19 protein-coding genes and 1 tRNA gene are annotated in these 18,674 nt (G+C 68.3%); 13 read left to right on the top strand and 7 right to left on the bottom strand.

The features are described from left to right. Nucleotides 1-591 precede the first annotated feature (591 nt). From ACIP8W_RS23115 to ACIP8W_RS23095, 5 genes are read left to right on the top strand one after another with little or no spacing between them, the layout of a single operon-like run. A complete protein-coding gene (locus ACIP8W_RS23115; RefSeq protein WP_402204424.1) occupies nucleotides 592-2,226 on the top strand; it encodes a type I-E CRISPR-associated protein Cse1/CasA in 1,635 nt (544 codons plus the stop codon). After that, nucleotides 2,219-2,806 (top strand): type I-E CRISPR-associated protein Cse2/CasB, encoded by a 588-nt coding sequence (gene casB, locus ACIP8W_RS23110; protein WP_402204422.1) that lies wholly within the window; start codon nucleotides 2,219-2,221, stop codon nucleotides 2,804-2,806. Before ACIP8W_RS23115 ends, casB begins: the two co-directional genes overlap by 8 nt. Then, nucleotides 2,803-4,161, top strand: a complete 1,359-nt coding sequence (locus tag ACIP8W_RS23105; protein ID WP_402204420.1) for a type I-E CRISPR-associated protein Cas7/Cse4/CasC — start codon at nucleotides 2,803-2,805, stop codon at nucleotides 4,159-4,161. Before casB ends, ACIP8W_RS23105 begins: the two co-directional genes overlap by 4 nt. Next, on the top strand, nucleotides 4,158-5,039 hold the full coding sequence (cas5e, locus tag ACIP8W_RS23100) for a type I-E CRISPR-associated protein Cas5/CasD (protein WP_402204418.1): 882 nt from the start codon (nucleotides 4,158-4,160) through the stop codon (nucleotides 5,037-5,039). Before ACIP8W_RS23105 ends, cas5e begins: the two co-directional genes overlap by 4 nt. Continuing rightward, nucleotides 5,036-5,788, top strand: a complete 753-nt coding sequence (locus tag ACIP8W_RS23095; protein ID WP_402204416.1) for a type I-E CRISPR-associated protein Cas6/Cse3/CasE — start codon at nucleotides 5,036-5,038, stop codon at nucleotides 5,786-5,788. The genes cas5e and ACIP8W_RS23095 overlap by 4 nt, the downstream gene beginning before the upstream one ends. A gap of 429 nt (nucleotides 5,789-6,217) precedes the next feature. Here ACIP8W_RS23095 and ACIP8W_RS23090 read toward each other — a convergent pair whose 3' ends face one another. The 4 genes from ACIP8W_RS23090 to ACIP8W_RS23075 form a co-directional block, all read right to left on the bottom strand. After that, complete coding sequence (locus ACIP8W_RS23090) at nucleotides 6,218-7,150, bottom strand: hypothetical protein (RefSeq protein ID WP_402204414.1); 933 nt, start codon at nucleotides 7,148-7,150, stop codon at nucleotides 6,218-6,220. Continuing rightward, nucleotides 7,147-7,731: a DUF6932 family protein gene (locus ACIP8W_RS23085; RefSeq protein WP_402204412.1), complete on the bottom strand. Its 585-nt coding sequence runs from the start codon at nucleotides 7,729-7,731 to the stop codon at nucleotides 7,147-7,149. The genes ACIP8W_RS23090 and ACIP8W_RS23085 overlap by 4 nt, the downstream gene beginning before the upstream one ends. A 90-nt stretch (nucleotides 7,732-7,821) precedes the next feature. Then, nucleotides 7,822-8,865: a helix-turn-helix domain-containing protein gene (locus tag ACIP8W_RS23080; RefSeq protein ID WP_402204410.1), complete on the bottom strand. Its 1,044-nt coding sequence runs from the start codon at nucleotides 8,863-8,865 to the stop codon at nucleotides 7,822-7,824. Nucleotides 8,866-9,102: 237 nt separating this feature from the next. After that, nucleotides 9,103-9,576 carry an ATP-binding protein gene (locus ACIP8W_RS23075; RefSeq protein WP_401955466.1) on the bottom strand — a complete coding sequence of 158 codons (474 nt, stop codon included), beginning with the start codon at nucleotides 9,574-9,576 and terminating at the stop codon, nucleotides 9,103-9,105. A gap of 160 nt (nucleotides 9,577-9,736) precedes the next feature. Between ACIP8W_RS23075 and ACIP8W_RS23070 the strand changes: the two genes are divergently transcribed. The 6 genes from ACIP8W_RS23070 to ACIP8W_RS23045 all read left to right on the top strand — a co-directional run bounded on the left by ACIP8W_RS23070 (nucleotide 9,737) and on the right by ACIP8W_RS23045 (nucleotide 13,386). Then, complete coding sequence (locus tag ACIP8W_RS23070; RefSeq protein WP_401955467.1) at nucleotides 9,737-10,615, top strand: helix-turn-helix transcriptional regulator; 879 nt, start codon at nucleotides 9,737-9,739, stop codon at nucleotides 10,613-10,615. Next, nucleotides 10,612-10,821, top strand: coding sequence for a DUF397 domain-containing protein (locus ACIP8W_RS23065; RefSeq protein WP_401955468.1), 210 nt, complete (start codon nucleotides 10,612-10,614; stop codon nucleotides 10,819-10,821). The genes ACIP8W_RS23070 and ACIP8W_RS23065 overlap by 4 nt, the downstream gene beginning before the upstream one ends. Nucleotides 10,822-10,930: 109 nt before the next feature. Continuing rightward, complete coding sequence (locus ACIP8W_RS23060; RefSeq protein ID WP_401955469.1) at nucleotides 10,931-11,122, top strand: hypothetical protein; 192 nt, start codon at nucleotides 10,931-10,933, stop codon at nucleotides 11,120-11,122. Between the two features lie 13 nt (nucleotides 11,123-11,135). Next, a complete protein-coding gene (locus tag ACIP8W_RS23055) occupies nucleotides 11,136-11,504 on the top strand; it encodes a helix-turn-helix domain-containing protein (protein ID WP_402204407.1) in 369 nt (122 codons plus the stop codon). Continuing rightward, the gene (locus ACIP8W_RS23050; protein ID WP_402204464.1) at nucleotides 11,501-12,328 is read left to right on the top strand and encodes an ATP-binding protein; all 828 of its coding nucleotides are present in this window, start codon (nucleotides 11,501-11,503) and stop codon (nucleotides 12,326-12,328) included. Before ACIP8W_RS23055 ends, ACIP8W_RS23050 begins: the two co-directional genes overlap by 4 nt. Next, nucleotides 12,325-13,386, top strand: coding sequence for a ParA family protein (locus ACIP8W_RS23045; RefSeq protein WP_401955472.1), 1,062 nt, complete (start codon nucleotides 12,325-12,327; stop codon nucleotides 13,384-13,386). The genes ACIP8W_RS23050 and ACIP8W_RS23045 overlap by 4 nt, the downstream gene beginning before the upstream one ends. A 287-nt stretch (nucleotides 13,387-13,673) precedes the next feature. Here ACIP8W_RS23045 and ACIP8W_RS23040 read toward each other — a convergent pair. Together ACIP8W_RS23040 and ACIP8W_RS23035 are read right to left on the bottom strand one after the other, a co-directional pair. Beyond that, nucleotides 13,674-13,747: transfer RNA gene (locus tag ACIP8W_RS23040), tRNA-Pro, on the bottom strand. A 94-nt stretch (nucleotides 13,748-13,841) separates the two neighbouring features. Further along, a complete protein-coding gene (locus tag ACIP8W_RS23035) occupies nucleotides 13,842-14,768 on the bottom strand; it encodes a metallophosphoesterase (protein WP_402204405.1) in 927 nt (308 codons plus the stop codon). Between the two features lie 76 nt (nucleotides 14,769-14,844). On the opposite strand from ACIP8W_RS23035, the gene ACIP8W_RS23030 reads away from it, so the two are divergent. Next, complete coding sequence (locus tag ACIP8W_RS23030) at nucleotides 14,845-15,309, top strand: GatB/YqeY domain-containing protein (RefSeq protein WP_402204403.1); 465 nt, start codon at nucleotides 14,845-14,847, stop codon at nucleotides 15,307-15,309. A 143-nt stretch (nucleotides 15,310-15,452) separates the two neighbouring features. Here ACIP8W_RS23030 and ACIP8W_RS23025 read toward each other — a convergent pair whose 3' ends face one another. Continuing rightward, nucleotides 15,453-17,771 carry a transglycosylase domain-containing protein gene (locus ACIP8W_RS23025; RefSeq protein WP_402204401.1) on the bottom strand — a complete coding sequence of 773 codons (2,319 nt, stop codon included), beginning with the start codon at nucleotides 17,769-17,771 and terminating at the stop codon, nucleotides 15,453-15,455. 397 nt (nucleotides 17,772-18,168) lie between these two features. Here ACIP8W_RS23025 and ACIP8W_RS23020 point away from each other — a divergent pair, with 397 nt between their 5' ends. Continuing rightward, nucleotides 18,169-18,513 carry a WhiB family transcriptional regulator gene (locus ACIP8W_RS23020; protein ID WP_030353248.1) on the top strand — a complete coding sequence of 115 codons (345 nt, stop codon included), beginning with the start codon at nucleotides 18,169-18,171 and terminating at the stop codon, nucleotides 18,511-18,513. The last annotated feature ends 161 nt before the right edge of the window (nucleotides 18,514-18,674 follow it).

Raw genomic sequence — 18,674 nt, 5'->3', positions numbered from 1 at the left:
CGACGCAGTCGGCGCCTCGGCACCGCTGTCCTGGTTCCACCCCGCAGATACGGGGTGGAACCAGGACAGCATGGCTGGGGTGGCCGTTCTCGACGCCGTCCACGCGTCGAGAACGGCCGACTGGCTACAGAACGTAGTCCAGAACCTTGGCCATCAGCGCGGAAGCGGCTGCCGCGATACAGATGAGCAGCAGCTCGCTTCTGTGTCGCTTCAGCCAATTCCGTTGCGGTGAGTCACGTGTCATGACAGCCCTTCCCCCTGCCTTGGCCTGGATGCCTAGAGCAGGACATGCCGATGCGAAGAGACCGCGAAGCTCACGCGCATTTAGCATCCCATAACTGTGCGCACGCCAGGGCTATTTGTGGGGAGAGGAGAGATTCGAACACCCGGACACTGCACCTGCTGCAGTCGACTAACCCTCACTTGCAGGAATCCATAGCAGTGCTACAGCAACAGTCGACTTCACCCGCGGAAGCCTGAAGGCGCCAAATCGCTCCACCTCTCTAATCATCAACTGTTAGCGTTCTTGTCGTTCCGGAACATCACCGCCATGCCCTGCTGGCGCATGATCCAGAAAGCGGTAGCCAGGCATTGCCCGAAGCACGGATCCCTGAAGCGCGCGTCCCCGAGGCGCCCACTCCCGACCAGCCCGAGCCGCGTCCCCGCTGGGACCCCCGGTCTCGCCCCTGCATCCCCGCCGTGGCTCTCGACGGTTCCACCGCCCACCACTCCCTGCGCGCACTCCTCACCGACGCCGACAGGCTGAGCACCATCAACTGCGCGACCCCCGGTGAGACCGTCGCCGTCATCGAGTACCTGATGGCCATCTGCTTCGCTTCGCGCATCTGCCCCTCCTCGCCCGAGGAGTGGCGCGCGTGGATCATCGGGGAGCACCCTCTCGGTCGGGCCGCCAAGTGGCTGGCCAAGGAGCCCGACGCCGCATGGGACCTGTTCCACCCCGAGGTGCCCCTCGGCCAGAACGCCATGCTCACCCCGTACATCGAGGAAAGCGGTACGGGCACAGCCCAGTTGGTCATCGAGCACGCGGGTGACTACAGCCAGCACTTCGACCACCACCACCTCGAACACAGCGAACCCCTCCCCGCCGCCGAGGCGTTCCGCGCTCTGCTCACCCAGCATGTGTACGCCCCGTACGGCCGCGCCCGTATGTCCGGCAAGGAACTCGGCGCGACCATCACCAACTTGGCCGCCGGCCGGCTCGCCGGGCGGATCCGTGTCGTCGCCCTCGGCCGTACGCTCGGCGAGACCCTGCGCCTCAACCTTTATCCGCCCGAAGGCCCCGGCCGGCCCGCCCTCAACACCTCATGGACGAGCGGCGCCATCCCGCGCCGGACCTTCGACGCGAAGGCCAAACCCCGGGTGCCCAGCAGTTCGGCCGACCTCCACAGCGCCCTCGGCCGTTCCATCCTCCTGCGCCCGACCCGGGGCCCGCACGGCCAGATCGTCGTTGACCGCGTCCTGATCGGTGCCGGCGAAGTCCTCGAACTCGATCCGGAACGCCACCTCCAGGACGCGGTGCTCAAAGAGATGCTGAACGGCCACGCGAAGCCCCTGTGGCCGTCCCCCACCCGGGCTCAGTGGCGGGACGCGCACGCGCTGTACGGCGCGGTGAAGGACGCCCAGACGGGGCTCTACGCACGGCTCCACTCCCTGCCGTACGAGAAGAAGGGCATCAGCGCTCCGTACCACCTCTGGGCGGTGGGCCTGCTGGCCAACCAGGCGCTGCCGGTCGCCTGGACGCAGGGCAGCTACCCGTACGCCCCCGGCATGGCCAGGCATCTGCACCACGCGTCCTACCGTGGCTCGGTCGTCGCCGAGTACGTGGCCTACAGCCTGAAGCGCGCGGCGGTCGTGGCCACGGAGATCGTCTATCCGGCTGTGCGTGCGGCCGATGCCGCCGCCCAGGTGGCGCGCTTCGACGCGCGGTGGAAGTTCTGGCCCGACGCTGCCCAGCCCTTCTACGAACTCCTTGACGAGGTGATCGAAGGAGGCGCGGAGGACGACGATCCGGTATCGGCGCCCCTCATCGCATACGCCGGCACGCTGGTCGTATCGGCCCGTACCCACCTCACCCACCGCCTCGACTCCCTCCCGCCCAACAAGCGGGGGCACCTCGCCCGCGCCCGCGCCGAGCAGTGCTTCGAGGACGAAATGAACAGAACCAAGGCCCCCGCCGAGCTCCGAGGGGAGACCGCGCATGACTGAGAACAGCCACTCCGAGGATCCCGCCGCCCGGACCTCCTTCCCGCACGACAGCACCGCCCTCACCACCTGGCTCACCACCCTCGTCCGCAACCGCGAGTACGGCACCCTCGCCGACCTGCGCCGTGCCAGGACCCCGACCAACGCCCACATCCGGGCCGGTTGGTACGGCGGCGACGAGCACCGCGAGCTGTTCGAGCGGATGGCCTTCCTGTTCGCGATCTACCACCAGGGCCGCCCTGTGCTCTCGTACGGGTACGGCAGCCTCGGCGGCGCGGCGCGCCGGATCGGCGACAACGCCCACCGTGGCCCCGACAACCCGGGCGCGCAGCGCCTCCTGGACCGTGTCGTCGCCAGCCGCCGTATCCCCTGGCGCCACCTCCAGCACACGATCACCCGGCTCCGGTCGTGCGATCAGGCGCCGCCGTCCTGGACCGAGCTGACCGAGGACCTGATCCGATGGCACGACCGCAAGGAGCGGATCGCCTACCAGTGGGCGGTCGATTTCCACACCCCGGCGACGCGGGGCGGGGCAGCACAGAGCAAGCAGCAGCAGATGCCACGAAAGGGCGCGACCACGTGACCGAGGATGTTCGAAGCCAGTTCCTCTCCCTGCACCTCCTCGAAACACTTGTCGCGGTTCTCCCGGTACGTGACGAGAACGGCCAGCCCAAAAGCCTGGTGTACGGCGGCGCCGAACGGCACATGATCACCAGTCAGGCCCGTCGGCGCGCCGAGCGCGTCCACGCCCGCAATCGCGCCAACGCCGGCCTCGGCGCCCTCAAGGGGCGGAGTATGGGCATCAGGACACGGGAGTGGGCGCTGCTGGCAGCAAGGGAGCTGGAGTCCGCGCACGGCTGGGAGCGGGAGGAGGCCGTCGCCACGGCGCGCGCGGTCATCGAGGCGAGCGGCCTGAAGTTCGGCGACCCGGGCAAGAAGACCGTGGCCAACCTGACGAAGGTCCTGATCTTCGCGCCCGCCGACGCCGGAGCGAGAATCGCCGCACACATCGTGGCACACGTGGACGAGCTCGGCGAATGGCGCGACGAATATCTCCAGGTCCAGGCCGAGGCGGCGAAGAAGCCCCGCCGGGGGGCCAAGAAGAAGGCGGACGCGCCGTCGCCGGAGGACGAGAGCGCCACGGAAAATGCCACGGAATCCGCCGCCGCGAAACTCCCGCCCCTCGCCAGAACCACCCGCGACGCCGTCCTCCTCGCCATCGCTCCCCGCGACGCCGTCGACATCGCCCTCTACGGACGTTTTCTCGCCGAGGTCCCGGACTCGCCGAACGTCGACGGGGCAGTCCAGAGCAGCCACGCCTTCACCGTGCACGAAGCGGAACAGATCGACGACTTCTACGCGGCCGCCGACGATGCGAAGCTGGACCGCAAGCGGAACGCGCTCAGCTTCCTCGACGCGGCGGACGACGCGGGCGCCGGCATGACGGGCTACCAGTCTCTGATCTCCGGAACCTTCTACCGGCACGCCGTCCTCGACCGAACCCAGCTCCGCACCAACCTGCGCGTGGCCGGAATGACGGAGGGCGAGGCGGAAGAAGCGGCCAACGCCGCCGAGAAGGAATTCGTGAACGCCTTCGTGGAGGCGTTCCCGGAGGCCAAGAAGAACTCCACCGCCTCTACCGGTTCGCTCCCCGCGCTGGTGCTCGCGTTTGAGGGCGAACGCCCCTACAACTACGCCGCTGCCTTCCAACTCCCTGTGGACGAGGCCCCCGAGAGCGCCGGTGGCGACGGACCTGCGGGCCCCGCTGCGGTCCGCAGGCTCCTGCGTCACCACGCCTTCGTCAGCCGCCGCCGCAAGGATCTGCGTACCGCACGGGTCCTCACCTACGATCCCCGCATCGACGACCTCCTGGGAGAGCTGAACCTGGCGGCGTCCGGCGCGACAGTGGTGGAGAACATCGAGGGCCTCACCCCATGAGCCAGACATACGTCCTGCTCATCCGACTGGCTGGGCCCTTGCAGTCCTGGGGTGTGTCCAGCCGGTTCGCACACCGCGATACACACTCCCGGCCCACCAAGTCCGGTGTGATCGGACTGTGTGCCGCAGCTCTCGGTCTCGATCGGGAACAACCCCTCGGTGAACTCGCCACGGTCCTCTTCGGCGTCCGCGCCGACCGCCCGGGCACCCCGCTGCGCGATTACCACACCGTCGGCGGCGGGACGTACCCGCTCCGCCCCCGCGACCTCGCTACGGACCACCGCCGGGCAGCGGCTGTGGAAGCGGGCACAGGTACGGGTACGGGCACAGGTACGGGTGATCAGGCCCCCGAGCCGTTCGGCCGCCAAGCGCTGGAAGCCTGGTACGGGGCGCCGAAGAAGATCGCGGCCGACCCGGTCTCGGGCACCCTTGTCTCGGGAGAGGTCCGCCGCCACGCCATGCTCACCGAGCGCTGGTATCTCGCCGACGCCGCCTTCCTCGTAGGTCTCCAGCACCTCGATCGTGCCCTCCTGGAACGAGTCGCACACGCCCTGGAGTATCCGAAGCGTCTGCTCTGGCTCGGCCGCAAGTCCTGCCCGCCCAGCGGCGAGTTGGCCTTGGGTATCGAGCCGGGCACGCTGGAGGAGGTATTCGAAAGGACGGCCCTTCTCCCCGCCGACGGCATCGCACCCACCTCGGAGACGGACAACCGCCCCTGGGCCTGGATCGAGAGTCCACACCCCCTTCCGGGTGTCGGCCCCGTCCACGACCAGCCCGTACGGTTCGACGCGAACGGCCCCGTCCACAGCCTCCGCTGGGAGACCCGCCACCGCGTCACCATCGCCCCGCACGCCCGCGAATGGGACATTATCCGGTGAACGACACCATGCCCACCACGCCCACCACACCCCCGACCCTCGTCACAACGGCCAGGTTCGTCGCCACGCACACCTTGCTGGCCCTGGACGCTCGGCACCCGTATGCCGCCAAGTCCCTGATTGATGCCCAGGACATGCACCGGACCGTCATGAGCGGCTTCAAGGGCTGGGTGGACGACGGCAGCCGGGACGCCCGTTCCCAGATGGGCGTCCTGTCGACCTGGACCGTCGACCTCCGGCGGGCCCAGCTCTCCCTCGTGGTGCAGTCCGGCGTCCCCGGTGACTGGAGCGGTGTGCCCCGGGCCGCGCTCGCCGAGAAACCGCACACCCTCACCATCGACCGTACCTTCCGCACCGGTGACAAGGTCGACTTCCGCGCGGTCGTCAACCCCGTACGCAGCCGTCCGCCCGCACCGGGGTCCCCCGAGAAGACGAGGGGTGTACGGGTCGCCCACACCACCCCCGAACACGTGAAGACCTGGTTCGCCCGCCGCCTCCAGCCGCTCGGCGAACCCGCCGTCGCCCCCGACGGAGTGACCCGCATCGGCGCCGACGCAGATACTGACCGGCTGGCCCTCCGTATGCTCCCCAAGGTCTCCAGCCCGGCGCCCCACAAGGGGCTCCGCATCGCCCGCGCGGAGATCAAGGGCACCTTCACCGTCACGGACCCGCAGGTGTTCGTGGCCGCCCTCACCCGCGGTATCGGCCATGCCCGCGCGTACAGCTGCGGGTTGATCCTGGTGCGGTGACGACGACGCGACTTCACCTACCGGCAGGACGACTTCACCTCCCGGTAGGAAACGTCTACCGCGACGTTGGCAGCGCCCAGGTGCGTGTCCCCGGTCCGTGGCTCAGGCAGTGGCGGGCGGCGGCGGGAGCGGGGCGATCTCGCGGTCGAAGAAGTCGCTGTACTTCTCTCCCCGGGCGTAGAGCTCGTCGAAGCCCGCCGAGGTCTCCGCGATCAACTCCGGGTCGGTTCACCGAACGATGAGCGGTGACATGGACGGCCGCGCCCAGGACAATGGCCGCGTCTACCAGACGACAGGCGACCAGCACATCACCGAGCATCACCACTACGGGAGCTGCGGTCCCGCCGTCGTGGGCGGACCCGATTCCGTCCGTCGCCCGGCGGTCGGCCACACGCCGGCCGAGTTCACCGAAGTCATGGGCGTTTCGGCTCAGAGGCCCAGAGGAAGCGAGGTCTGTTCCGCAGCCGGTCCCAGGTAGGTGTACTCGGTGGTCCGCGCGATACCGACGGAGTCCAGGTGCTGACGGAACCGGACCCGGAAATGGACGTTGTCCCCGAGCGTGGGACGCATGCGGAGCAATTCCTCGGATGCCTCGAAGTGAACGTCGTAGGCGGGGGCGTTCTTCGCTGTGCCCGTCTTGACCTTGACCCATCCGCTCTCCCGCAGTTCGGTGATACGACCGGAGACGGTGATCTCCTGATCGCGAGGCCTGGTGCCGCGGAGGCGTTCGACGTAGTGCCGACCGCGTTCGGTCAGCCGGGCGCTCCGCACGCCGCCGGAGGCGTCGTACCACGTCACACCGAGTTCGAGCTCGTATTTGTCCAGTGCGCGGGCGACCGCTTCCACCGCATCGAAGATCCTCACCCATTCGCGGACATCCTGTTCGGCCTCCAGTGCGTCCAGGAGCTTGGTGAACGCGTGCATGCCGGTGCTTGTCGCGGACGTGGCAGGAGCGTCCAGGACTGGCTGTTCCTGGGGATGTGCGGAGGAGACAGGGCGGGCGTGGATCACGGTGCTGCCCGCCGAGAGGCCGGTGAGTTCCAGCTGGATCGGAGTTCCCGCCGCGACGGAAACGGCCTTCTCCACGGGATCGAGCAGGGCGTCACCCCACTGGAAGCGCAGCGCGCCGCCCTCGGTGGCGGGGCCGGTGAGCCGAAGTCGGAGTTCTTCGTCGAGGCGAGCATCCGGCTCGTACTCGCGTGCCGCCGCCAAGCGGCTCATTCGGTGATCGGCCTCGACCTCGTCGTCGTCGCGTTCGTCCGTGCCCATCTCGTCGAGAAGCCGAGCGGCACGATCGGCGGCCGTGGAGTCTCGCGCCAGGTGGGCTCGCCTCTGGTCGCGCCAGCTTTCGCCGGTCGTCACAGCCGCACCTCCAGGTAACCGCGTGCCGGAGCGGCACTCTCCTCCGACGGGGAACGGTCAGCCCGGTCGGGTAGTCGGCAGCGCTGCCACCAATCGTCCCATACGCCACGTTCTGTGAAGTATGACCGCTCTTCCGACGACATGAGTTCAGGCCGGAAGACGTGGCTCACGGGTCGGTAACCCACCCTGACCGGGGAGACACCGAACTTCTCCTTCATACGGTCCCGGCTCTTGAACGCCGTGGTCAGCCACTTCGAGCCGGGTTTGCCGCGCACTGCGTGTTCGGCCCTGTTGTCGATCAGCAGGGTCACATCGATGTTGCGCGGGTCGCGCTTCGTACTGACGAAGCTGCCGCCCAGCCACACTCGGTGGACGAGTGCCACCCCGTTGAGGATGCCCGCGTGCGCGTCCTCCAGCACGAAGAAGTGGTCCAGATAGTCGTGGAGACCGTCCCACAGGCCTGGGCGCGTATCCGAGTCACGAAACTCCGGAGCATCGACCAGTGCGGCCCGTGCCTCCTGCACGGAGACGGAGTACCGGCCCAGCGGAAGGAATCCGTTCGCGGCGAAGGAAGGCAGCACGTGGGGTCCTGTCGGGTATGTACGTACAGATGGTGTCCGGATGGCGTCCTGGCCGTGCGCGTTCATCTTGCCGTCGCAGCGGTTGTGTTGTCAGGAAGTTTCATGATGTGACCCGTCCTGGCTCAGTCGGCAGTCGTGGCAGTAGCCGGGTTCGGGGGCGCGGTGGGCGCGGTCGCAGCGGTCGCAGTTCTGGAGGGGGTGTCGGACGGGGGGTGGGGTGGTGGGTGTGGGGAAGGTGGGTGCGGGTGGTAGTTGGTCGGTGAGGCGGTAGGCGAGGAGGGCGGCGGGGCGGCGTGGTCCTTCGGGTGGCAGGTCGGTGGTGAGGGCGTGGTGTACGGCGGTGGGTGGTACGTCGCGTTCCAGCCAGGCGGCGATGCCGGGGGCGAGGTGGGCGGTGTCGCGGGCGGAGAGGAGGAGGCGGGGGTCGTGGGTGCGCAGGCTGGTGAGGAGGTCGGTGGCGATGCGGAGGAGTTGGGGGGAGGAGTAGCCGGGTTGGGGTACGGCGGGCAGGGGGTGCTTCTTCCGGGGTGCGGGTGGTGCGGGTGGTGCGGGTACGGGCTGTGCCGGTACGGGGTGCTCGCGTGCCGGGGCCACTTGCGGGCGCGGGGCGCGGACGGGCGCGGTGGCAGGAATCGGTGTGGCGGCAGGAACTGGTGTGGCGGCAGGAACCGGTGTGGTGGTGCGAGTCGGTGCGGTGGTGGTGCGTTGTCGGGTTGCTCTGGGCTGGTTGCAGGAGATCGTGCGGGTGACGATCCGGCCGCCGGGGGTGCGTTCGCGGACCCGGCGCAGGTAGCCGTGTGCCTCAAGTTCGCGTAACCCGGTGGCGATACGGGTGGCGCCTTCGGGGAAGCGTCCGGTGAGGCTTTTGATGTCGATGAGGGCGCCGGTGGGCAGTGACTGGATGTACAGACCGAGGCCGATGGCGACGAGTGACAGCTCGCGGTGCTGGGCGAGGTGGTTGCCGACGACGGTGAAGCGGGTGGTGTGGCGGGAGTTGTCGTGCTCGACACCGGAGGGACGGGGCGCCGAAGCAGAAGCCCTCACACGGTGACGCGAGTGCGCCTGCGAATGGCGCTGACCGGCGAGTACGCCTGACGGGGCATGGGAAGGAACGCTAAGGTTTCGATTATCCATCGGGAAGTTGCTTCTTCCTCGGTGGTCAGGCCCTCGATCGGGATCGCGAGTCCCGGCCGGGGGCCGACTCATGTCTGCGGTGATGTGTCTGTGGTGGTGCGTCTGTTGCTCTGGCTGAGCGTAAGGCAGCTGGGGGACCCGAAATCCACCAGAACCAGATGGTTCACCCGCCCGAGTGAGTGTGTGCGACGGGCGGGTGGGGTGGGGCTTGGTGGGGGTGCTTTCTCCTCACGTTCCTTATGAAAGAGCACCGGCCCCACCGGAACCCGGCGGACCGGGTTCCGGTCGCGTGAGACGCACTTCCGCCCAGACGATCTTGCGCGGGAACAGACCTTCGATCACGCCCCAGCGGTCGGCGAGCGCGTCCACCAGCAGCAGACCGCGCCCCGACTCGCTGTCCGGGCAGACCCGTTGAAGTACGGGCAGGAGTTCCCGGCGCGTGTCGGCGACCTCGATACGCAGGACATCACCGGCAAGGCGAAGCGTGAGCCGGAAGTCCCGCCCGGCCACCCGCCCATGGGAGGCGGCGTTGGCCGCCAGCTCGGCCACGAGGAGCCGGGCGGGATCCGACGGAAGCCCCCAGCCCCGGAGTTGTTCGTCCGCGAGCAGCCGGGCGAGGCGGGCGCCCCGGGGTGTGGAGGAGAGCAGCACGCTGAAGGTGGGCGCGGCGTGGTCGAGTGGGGCCGTGGTCTCGGCGGTTTCATGAATCACATCACTCACAGTGGCCGAAACTGCCTACGCTGATAAGTGATGAAACGGTTGCGTACGGTCACTGTCCGGTGCTTGTCCGGTGCTGTCTTGGCTGTCCGAACGGTTCCTACGGGTAGGGCGAGGGCGCCGAGGAACGGCGCAGCGTGACGGAGGAGTGCGGATGTCGGTGGACGACGAGGCGGTACAACCGAAGGACGAGACGGACGAGCCGGGGTGGGAGGTGGACCCGGACGACGATTGGGGCGTGGCCGTCATCGCCACGGTGGGACGGCAGTTGAAGCTGCGACGAGAGTCGGCGGGCCTGCGCGCCTGCGAGTTCGGCAAGGCGGTCGGCTACAGCGAAGACATGGTCTACAAGATCGAGGGCGGGAAACGGATCCCTCGGCAGGACTTCCTGAACAAGGCCGACGAGGTGTTGGGAGCGGATGGCCTCATCGCGGCGACGTGGGAGGACGTGAAGAAGGTCCGGTACCCGAAGAAGGTACGGGCGCTGGCCAAGCTGGAGGCCGAGGCGGTCGAGATCGGGGTGTACGTGTGCAACAGCATCAGCGGGTTGTTGCAGACACCGGACCATGCGCGGGCGCTCTTCCAGGCGGCGCAGCCGCCGTACTCACGGGATGATGTGGAACGCATGGTGGCCGCTCGCATGGCCCGGCAGTCGATCTTCGAGCGGGACCCGGCTCCCTCTGTCAGCTTCGTGCTGGAAGAGGCGATACTACGCCGGGAGGTCGGGGGCACAATGGTGTGGCGACGCCAGCTCGAACGTCTGCTGGAGGTCGGGCACTTGCATAACGTCGCACTTCAGGTGATGCCGACGAAGAGTGATGCTCACCCCGGGGTGGACGGCAGGATTGAGATGCTGAAGTTCGAGGATGGTACGGCAGTGGGGCGATCTGAAGGCGCGTTCAACGGCCGACCGACCTCCGACCTGAAGCAACTGCGCATCCTTGAACTGAGGTATGGCACCATCCGGGCGCAGGCTCTCACGCCTCGGGAGTCGCTGGCCTTCATCGAGCAACTACTGCTGGGAGAAACATGATGCGCAAGGTTTCCGCCGGTGACGGCTTGGAACTGGCGTGGTTCAAGAGCAGCTACAGCGATGGCACCCAGGGCGATTCCTGCGTCGAGATTGCCACCACCCCCGGCACCGTGCATGTCCGCGACTCCAAGGACCTCGAAGGCCCCCGCCTGACGCTCGCCCCCGGAGCCTGGGCGACCTTCGTGCCGTACGCCGTGGAAGCCTGACGCCGCACAACGCCAACGCGCCCGCGCATGATCGCACCGGGTGCGGGGCACGTTGGCGTACGCCTCATGCTGCTGGAAGCGCCGGTGACGCTGGTGACGTTGGAAGGGGGTGGAATCCCTGGTGGCGGCGTACCGGGGCACCTGGGGATTCAGCGCCGCGGAGGCGCAAGGCCGGTGGCCGGACGCCGGTACGTGGACCTGGGCCACCCTCGCCCCTGGCAGCAGGGCCGCCCGACCGAAAGGCGTCATCACCGCCGCCGTGCCGCAGCGGGCACGGCGGCGCCCGACGACCATCGGCTGAGAGAATGCGTACCGTGAGCGAAGACGATCGGGCAGACATCCTCGGTACCCGAGAGAGCACGACGCTGGAGTTCAAGCGCACTGCCAAGCGTGAAGGCAAGCGTGGGGACGCCATCGCCAACGCCGTGTGCGCCATGGCGAACGACCTCTGCGGCAGCGGCGGAGGCGACATCCTCGTCGGGGTCGACGACAACGGGGACCCCATAGACGGCGTCGACACCGGTGATCGCGCCCTGCTGGCCCTGACGGACCTCCGCGACGACGGCCGTATTCTCGCGACCGACGGTCTCTCACCGTGCGTGCGGCCCGGTTCAAGGGCAAGCCCGTCGTACATCTGCGGGTGGAGGCGTCCGTCGCACCGCCCGTGCGGTGCGACGGCGTGATCTGGGTCAGGCCCGGCCCCACCACCCGGCGCGCCGGCCGCGAGGACGAACGCGTCCTGTCGGAGCGCCGCCGAGCCAAAGACGCTCCCTTCGACGCCCAGGCGGTGGCCCGTGCCACACGGGATGATCTCGATCTCGATCTGTTCCAGCGCTCGTATCTGCCTTCCATGGTCGATCCCCAGGTGATCGAGGAGAACGGCCGTCCGCTCGACGTGCAACTGTCCTCCTGCCACCTCGCCACCCCGGAGGGCGTGCCCACGGCGCTCGGCCTGCTGGCCATTGGGATCGACCCGTCGAGCGGGATTCCCGGGGCGTACGTCCAGTTCGTGCGGTACGAAGGCGCCGATCTCGGCGCGCCCATCGCCGATGAGCAGGAGCTGAGGCAGAACCTCATCGGGACCGCCGCCCGGCTCGAACCCCTGCTACGGAGCAATCTCCGGACCCGGCTGGTGGGGGAGGGGTTCCGCGAGACCCCGCACCCGGACTACCCGCTGGAAGCACTCCGCGAGATCTGTATGAACGCCCTGATGCACCGGAACTACGAGACCTCGTACGCTCCGACGCGCATTATCTGGTTCGACGACCGTATTGAGGTGACGAATCCGGGCGGGCCGTTCGGGCAGGTACGGGACGACAACTTCGACCGGGTCACGGACTACCGCAATCCTTCGCTCGCGGCGGCGCTGAAGGGGCTCGGATACGTCAACCGCTTTGGCCGGGGTATCGGTCGCGTCCGTGCCGCCCTGGAGCGCAACGGCAATCCGCCCCCCGAGTTTCAGGTCGACGACTCGTCCTGGGCCGTAACCCTTCGGAGAGCCACATGACGGCGACATCGATCGCGCTGTTCAACAACAAGGGCGGCGTCGGCAAGACCACGCTCGCCTATCACTTGGCCCACATGATCAGCCGGTTGGGGATGAGCGTCCTCGCGGTGGATCTGGACCCACAGGCGAACCTCACGTCGATGTGCCTGGACGAGAGCGAGATCGAGGACCTGTGGTCCAACCCTTCCGAGCTGATCGCGCAAGGCGCGGCCGTGGCGGGGTTGCCCGGGATGGGGCGGGTGCGGGAGGACCGGACCGTCGCCGACGCCGTGCGGCCCATCCTTGAGGGAACCGGGGATGTGGCCCTGGTCGAGCCCGTTTCACTCAAGCCGGGGCTGTGGCTGCTGCCCGGAAGCCTCGATCTCAGCCGCTTCGAGGACAAGCTCTCCAACGAGTGGTTCAAGTCGTTCGCCGGGGATGTCGCCGCGATCCGCACCACCACCGCGTTCCACCGCATGATCGAGTACGCAGCCGCGTCCGTCGACGCGGACATCGTCCTCATCGATGTCGGCCCCAACCTCGGCGCCATCAACCGGGCCGCGCTGATCGCGGCGGACAGCGTGCTGATGCCGCTGGCGGCCGATCTGTTCTCGCTCAAGGGGCTGAGCAACCTGGGGCCGACGCTACGGGAGTGGCGGCGGAACTGGCAGCACGTCGTGCTGCCCCAGGTGCCGCCCGGCATCTCCGCGCCGCCCGCCCGGATGACTCCGCTGGGGTACGTGATCATGCAGCCCGAAATGCGTCTCGACCGGCCGGTCAAGGCGTACGGCCGCTGGCTGGAGCGTATTCCGTGGGTCTACTCGGCCGCTGTACTCGACGACCCGGACCCGTCCCGCGATGACGATCAGTACCGCATCTCGACCCTGCGCAACTACCGCAGCCTGATGTCGCTGGCGCATGACGCCCGCAAGCCGATGTTCGAACTCAAAGCGGCGGACGGCGCGCTCGGCAGCACACAGAAGTATGTGCAGACGTGTTACCGGGAGTTCCGGGAACTGGCGGAGAACGTCCTGCGCCTGGCGGAGGCAAGGAAGCAGATGGAGGGGACCGCCGACTGAGCCGGACGGCTTGTGAGGCCAAGGCGGAAGCGGAGAGCTTTCACCACGGTCGCGGCGCTCTCTGCCCTCTCTGCCCTCTCGGCGCGTTGCCCGCTTCGGCAGCACCGGGAAGACCAGGGCTGGGATCGGCTCGTCGCTGGTGACGCGCGGGAGGAAACACGGTCTCGTCTTCATGCACGGCATTTTCAAAGCCGATCCGGACCGGTGGTCACTCAGATAGTCACGCACAAACGAATCAGGGCCACCTGGGAACGTTCCCAGGTGGCCCTGATCTTGTGTTTCAGCTGTCGGGGTGGCGGGATTTGAACCCACGACCTCTTCGTCCCGAACGAAGCGCGCTGCCAAGCTGCGCTACACCCCGATGTCGCCTTGTCGCTGCGACTTCGATTACTTTAGCCCACCGCTGGCCGGAGACGAAATCCGGTTTTGGGGGCCGAGGCCGGGGCCGACCGGGGTCAGGGACGGGCGGTCAGGGTCAGGAGGGTGACTTCGGGGGGGCAGGCGAAGCGGACCGGGGTGTAGCGGTTGGTGCCGCAGCCGGCCGAGACGTGGAGGTAGGCGGTGTGGCCGTCGGCGCGGTGGGTGGAGAGGCCCTTGACGCGGTCCGTGTCGAGGTCGCAGTTGGTGACCAGTGCCCCGTAGAGGGGGATGCAGAGCTGGCCGCCGTGGGTGTGGCCCGCGAGGATCAGGGGGTAGCCGTCGGCGGTGAAGGAGTCGAGGGAGCGCAGATACGGGGCGTGGACCACGCCGATCGAGAGGTCGGCGTCGGCTGCCGGGCCGCCCGCGACCCTCTCGTACCTGTCCCGCTTGATGTGCGGGTCGTCGACGCCGGTGAAGGCGATCTCGTGGCCGTCGATCTTGAGTCGGCCCCGGGTGTTGTTGAGGCCCACCCAGCCCGCCGCGTCGAAGACGTCACGCATCGGCTCCCACGGGTTGTGCACCGCGGAGACGGCCGGGGCGTTGCCGTTCAGGCCGTGGCGGCCCTGGGCCTTCTCGAAGAGGTAGCGGGCCGGGTTGCGGAGCTTGGGGCCGTAGTAGTCGTTCGAGCCGAAGACGTACACGCCGGGGAACTCCAGCAGCGGCCCCAGCGCGTCCACCACCTCCGGTACGGCATCCGGGTCCGAGAGGTTGTCGCCGGTGTTGACGACGAAGTCGGGACGCAGCCCCGCCAGCGACTGGAGCCAGCGCGCCTTCTTGCGCTGTCCGCTCACCATGTGGATGTCGGAGACCTGGAGGACACGGAGATCGCGCATTCCGCGCGGCAGAATCGGTACGGAGACCCTCCGCAGCCTGAACGAGCGGGCTTCGAATCCGGCGGCGTAGGCGAGCCCCGCCACACCGGCTGCCGCGATTCCCAGAGGTACTCCGTAGCGTGCGCGCATGCGCCCATCGTCGCAGACCCCGCACGAGTCGAAATCCGGGGGCGGGTACGACGTCACACCTGCCACACTTGGCCGTATGACCAGCCTCAAGTCCAAGCTGAAGGAAGACCTCACCGACGCCATCAGGGCGCGTGACGAGCTGCGCTCCGCGACGCTCCGGCTGACCCTCACCGCGATCACCAAGGAGGAGGTCGCGGGCACCTCGCCGCGCGTGCTCTCCGACGACGAGGTGCGGAAGGTGATCGCCAGGGAGGCGAAGAAGCGCCGCGAGGCCGCCGAGGCGTTCACCCTGGGCGGGCGCGCCGAGCAGGCCGAGCGGGAGAAGGCCGAGGGCGTCCTCCTCGACGCGTATCTGCCGCAGCAGCTGACCGACGAGGAGCTGGGCGCGATCGTCGCGCAGGCCGTCGGGGAGGCGAAGGCGGCCGGGGCCGAGGGGCCGCGCGCGATGGGCGCCGTGATGAAGATCGTGAACCCGAAGGTGGCGGGCCGCGCCGAGGGCGGCCGGGTGGCCGCCCAGGTGAAGAAGGCGCTCGCGGGTTAGCTCCGGGTTGGCTCCTGTCCGGAAGGACGGGTCCCGCTCGGGTGCCGAAACCTGACCCCACCGGCAGGGACGACGAAGAAGGGGCGCTCCATTTCCATGGAGCGCCCCTCCTCTTGTGACAGGTACGGATCACGAGCTACCGGTTACCGGAAGTTCCCGCCACCGTTCCCGTTCCCACCGTTCCCATAGCCACCGTTCCCACCGTTCCCACCGCTCCGGCCCCCGCCGATCAGGTCCGGCGGGAACGAGAGGCCACCGAACGGCGTCTCGGGGTCATCGCCGCCGCCGGTGGCGTTGCCCGGGTTCGAGTCGTCCCCCGTGCCCTGGTCGCCGGTGCTCCGGCCGCCGTCGCTGCGGCCGCGGTCGTTGCCGGGCCTGTCGGTCTCCCCGCCCTTCGGCGGGTCCGGGATCTCGACCGTCGTGAAGGGCGGCGCGGGCTTGTTCTCCAGCGCGCCGGTCACCGCGTCCTTCCAGATCGGTCCCGGCACCTGCCCGCCGAACACCTTGTCGTGGTAGACGCCACCGATGCTGATGTTCTCCATGTGCACCTGCTGGGATGGGCTGCCGACCCATACCGCGCCGGAGATGTTCGGGGTGTAGCCGACGAACCAGGCGTTCTTCCGCCCGTCCGTCGTCCCCGTCTTGCCCGCGTTGTCGCGGCTCGACAGGCCGGCCTGCTCACCGGTGCCGGAGTCGACGACGCCCTTCAGCAGGGTGTTGATCGTGTCGGCGGTGTTCTCGGACATCGCCCGCGAGCAGGACGACTTCGGGACCGTGAGGCTCTTGCCGGTCGCTGTCCTGATCGAGGAGATGGCGATCGGTGTGCAGTACGTACCCCGGTTCGCGTAGGCGGCGTACGCGGTGGCCATCCGCAGCGGCGAGATGCCCTGCGACCCCAGCGTGAGCGCCGACGGCGACTCCGGGAGCTTCTTGCCGTCGCCCTGGACGACCCCGAGCTTGGAGATCGTCTCCGTCACGGGGCAGAGACCGATTTGCCCTATCATCTGCACGAAGTACGTGTTGACCGACAGGGCCATCGCCTTCTTCAGCGCGTACGGCCCGACCTCGGACTCGTTCTCGTTCTCCGCCGTGTCGCCGCCGAGGTTGACCCACGGCTTTCCGCTGCACGTGGGGATCGAGCTCGGGTACGGCATCTGGTACGGGGACGGGTACGACTGCGTCGGCGGCACCCCGCGCTCCAGGGCGGCCGTCGCGAGGAACGGCTTGAAGGTCGAGCCGGTCGGGAAGCCGTAGTTCGAGCCGCCCATGGCGTGGTCGACCGAGAGGTTGATCTGGGTCTCGTTCTTGCCGAACCCGTACGGCCTGGACTGCCCCATGCCGAGGATCTTGCCGGTGCCGGGCTCGACCAGGGTGACCGCCGTGGCGACCTTGTCGCTCTGGTTGACGTGTTCCTTGATCGACGCCTGTACCGACTGCTGGGCCCTCGGGTCGAGCGTCGTACGGATCGTCAGCCCGCCCTGGGTCCAGATCTTGCTGCGTTCCTCGCGGGTCTTGCCGAAGGCCGGGTCGGTGAGGAAGGCCGAGCGCACGTAGTCGCAGAAGAACCCGGCTCCGCTGACCGCCGTGATGCAGCCGTTGTTGGGGCGGCTCACCTTGAGCCCGAGCGGCAGGGCCTTGGCCGTGTCGGCCTCCGTCTGCGAGATGTCACCGACGGCGGCCATCCGCTGGAGCACGATGTTGCGCCGCTTGGTGGCCTCCTCCTCGTCGTTGACGGGGTCGTAGCGGGTCGGTGACTGGACGATGCCCGCGAGCATCGCCGCCTCCTGCACCTCCAGGTCCTTGGCCGGCTTGGAGAAGTAGCGCTGGGACGCCGCCTCGATGCCGTACGCCTGCTGCCCGAAGAAGGTGATGTTCAGGTAGTTCTCAAGGATCTTCTTCTTGCCGAGCTCCTCCTCCACCTGGATCGCGTACTTCAGCTCCTGGATCTTGCGGCCCAGCGTCTGCTGGGTGGCCTGCGCGACCTTGTCCGGGTCGTCGCCGGCCTCCTCCACGAAGACGTTCTTCACGTACTGCTGCGTCAGGGTCGACGCACCCTGGGCGACCCCGCCCGACTGCGCGTTGCGGTTGACCGCGCGCAGCACGCCCTTGAGGTCGATCGCCCCGTGCTCGTAGAAGCGCGAGTCCTCGATCGCGACGATCGCCTTCTGCATGTACGGGGAGATGTCCTTGAGCGGCACGACGGTGCGGTCACGGAAGTAGACCGTGGCGATACGGCCGCCGTCGGCGTCCAGGATGGTGGTGCGCTGACTCAGCGGCGGGGTCTTGAGGTTGGCGGGGATCTCGTCGAACCCTTCGACCGTTCCCTTGGCCGCGAGCCCCAGTGCCCCGAAGGCCGGCAGGGCGATCCCCGCCAGAACCGCTCCCGCGAGCACGCTGACACCGAGGAATTTGGCGGCCTGCTGGGTCCCGGTCAGACCCCCGCCCGAGCGCTTTTTTGGCATGGGGGCAGCCTACGTTCTCAATCGCCGGACACGCGTCAAGGCTCTGGCCTAAGCTGCTCCCAGCTGTCACAGCGGTGCGGTTGTACAACAAGGCCGCCGATGAACTTCTGGTGAACCCGAAACCGCGAGAGACGATGTCCGAATCATTCGTTTCCGTTGGCGTAAGTCCGTTGTGACTCCACCTGAATATCCGGCTCTGTTCGGATTGGTCTTTTATGCCCCGCGGTCACTCCTCTGGGTGATCTGCCGCTTACGCATAGTCCGTTCGGGCCATTCAAGATTGGGCCCGAAGGGGGTGTTGCGCTGTCCCCACCTTCCGTAACGTCCTCAACTGGCAACGGTGAATATGCCGCTGCCGCCGTGGGGGAGCCTCGATTCGGGAGAGGACGGCGCCAGCATGGGCTGGGTAACCGACTGGAGTGCGCAGGCAGCATGCCGCACTACCGATCCAGATGAACTGTTCGTACAGGGTGCGGCGCAGAACAGGGCCAAGGCGGTGTGCACCGGATGCCCGGTGCGGACGGAGTGCCTGGCCGACGCGCTGGACAACCGCGTCGAATTCGGCGTGTGGGGCGGGATGACGGAGCGGGAGCGCCGTGCGCTGCTGCGCAGGCGTCCGACCGTCACTTCGTGGCGCCGGCTGCTGGAGACCGCGCGCACGGAGTACGAACGCAGCGCGGGCCTTCTGCCCGTGGGCTTGGAGGATGACGAGACGTACGAGACGTACGCGGCGGTGGGGTAGCCCCCGGGCCGACGCGCGGGCCACTTCCACAACACGCGTACCGGCGGTGGGCGGAGACGCTTCGAGGCATACCGAAGCGGCTGTCGCCCCGGCCGGACGTGCGCTGCCGGGTGAGCGCTGCCCGGCGCCCGTACCTTTGCCGTGCCCGCTTCCGTCGCCAG

The sequence above is a fragment of the Streptomyces sp. NPDC088554 genome (genome assembly GCF_044752945.1).
Classification (GTDB): domain Bacteria; phylum Actinomycetota; class Actinomycetes; order Streptomycetales; family Streptomycetaceae; genus Streptomyces.
This window is presented reverse-complemented; position numbering and strand designations above follow the sequence as displayed.

Excerpts from the sequence above, each read along its gene's own strand:
- cas5e (WP_402204418.1), top strand. The coding sequence starts at position 4,158 with ATGAGCCAGACATACGTCCTGCTCATCCGACTGGCTGGGCCCTTGCAG.
- casB (WP_402204422.1), top strand. The coding sequence starts at position 2,219 with ATGACTGAGAACAGCCACTCCGAGGATCCCGCCGCCCGGACCTCCTTC.
- ACIP8W_RS23020 (WP_030353248.1), top strand. The coding sequence starts at position 18,169 with ATGGGCTGGGTAACCGACTGGAGTGCGCAGGCAGCATGCCGCACTACC.
- ACIP8W_RS23035 (WP_402204405.1), bottom strand. The coding sequence starts at position 14,768 with ATGCGCGCACGCTACGGAGTACCTCTGGGAATCGCGGCAGCCGGTGTG.
- ACIP8W_RS23025 (WP_402204401.1), bottom strand. The coding sequence starts at position 17,771 with ATGCCAAAAAAGCGCTCGGGCGGGGGTCTGACCGGGACCCAGCAGGCC.
- ACIP8W_RS23080 (WP_402204410.1), bottom strand. The coding sequence starts at position 8,865 with ATGGATAATCGAAACCTTAGCGTTCCTTCCCATGCCCCGTCAGGCGTA.
- ACIP8W_RS23070 (WP_401955467.1), top strand. The coding sequence starts at position 9,737 with ATGTCGGTGGACGACGAGGCGGTACAACCGAAGGACGAGACGGACGAG.
- ACIP8W_RS23030 (WP_402204403.1), top strand. The coding sequence starts at position 14,845 with ATGACCAGCCTCAAGTCCAAGCTGAAGGAAGACCTCACCGACGCCATC.
- ACIP8W_RS23045 (WP_401955472.1), top strand. The coding sequence starts at position 12,325 with ATGACGGCGACATCGATCGCGCTGTTCAACAACAAGGGCGGCGTCGGC.
- ACIP8W_RS23065 (WP_401955468.1), top strand. The coding sequence starts at position 10,612 with ATGATGCGCAAGGTTTCCGCCGGTGACGGCTTGGAACTGGCGTGGTTC.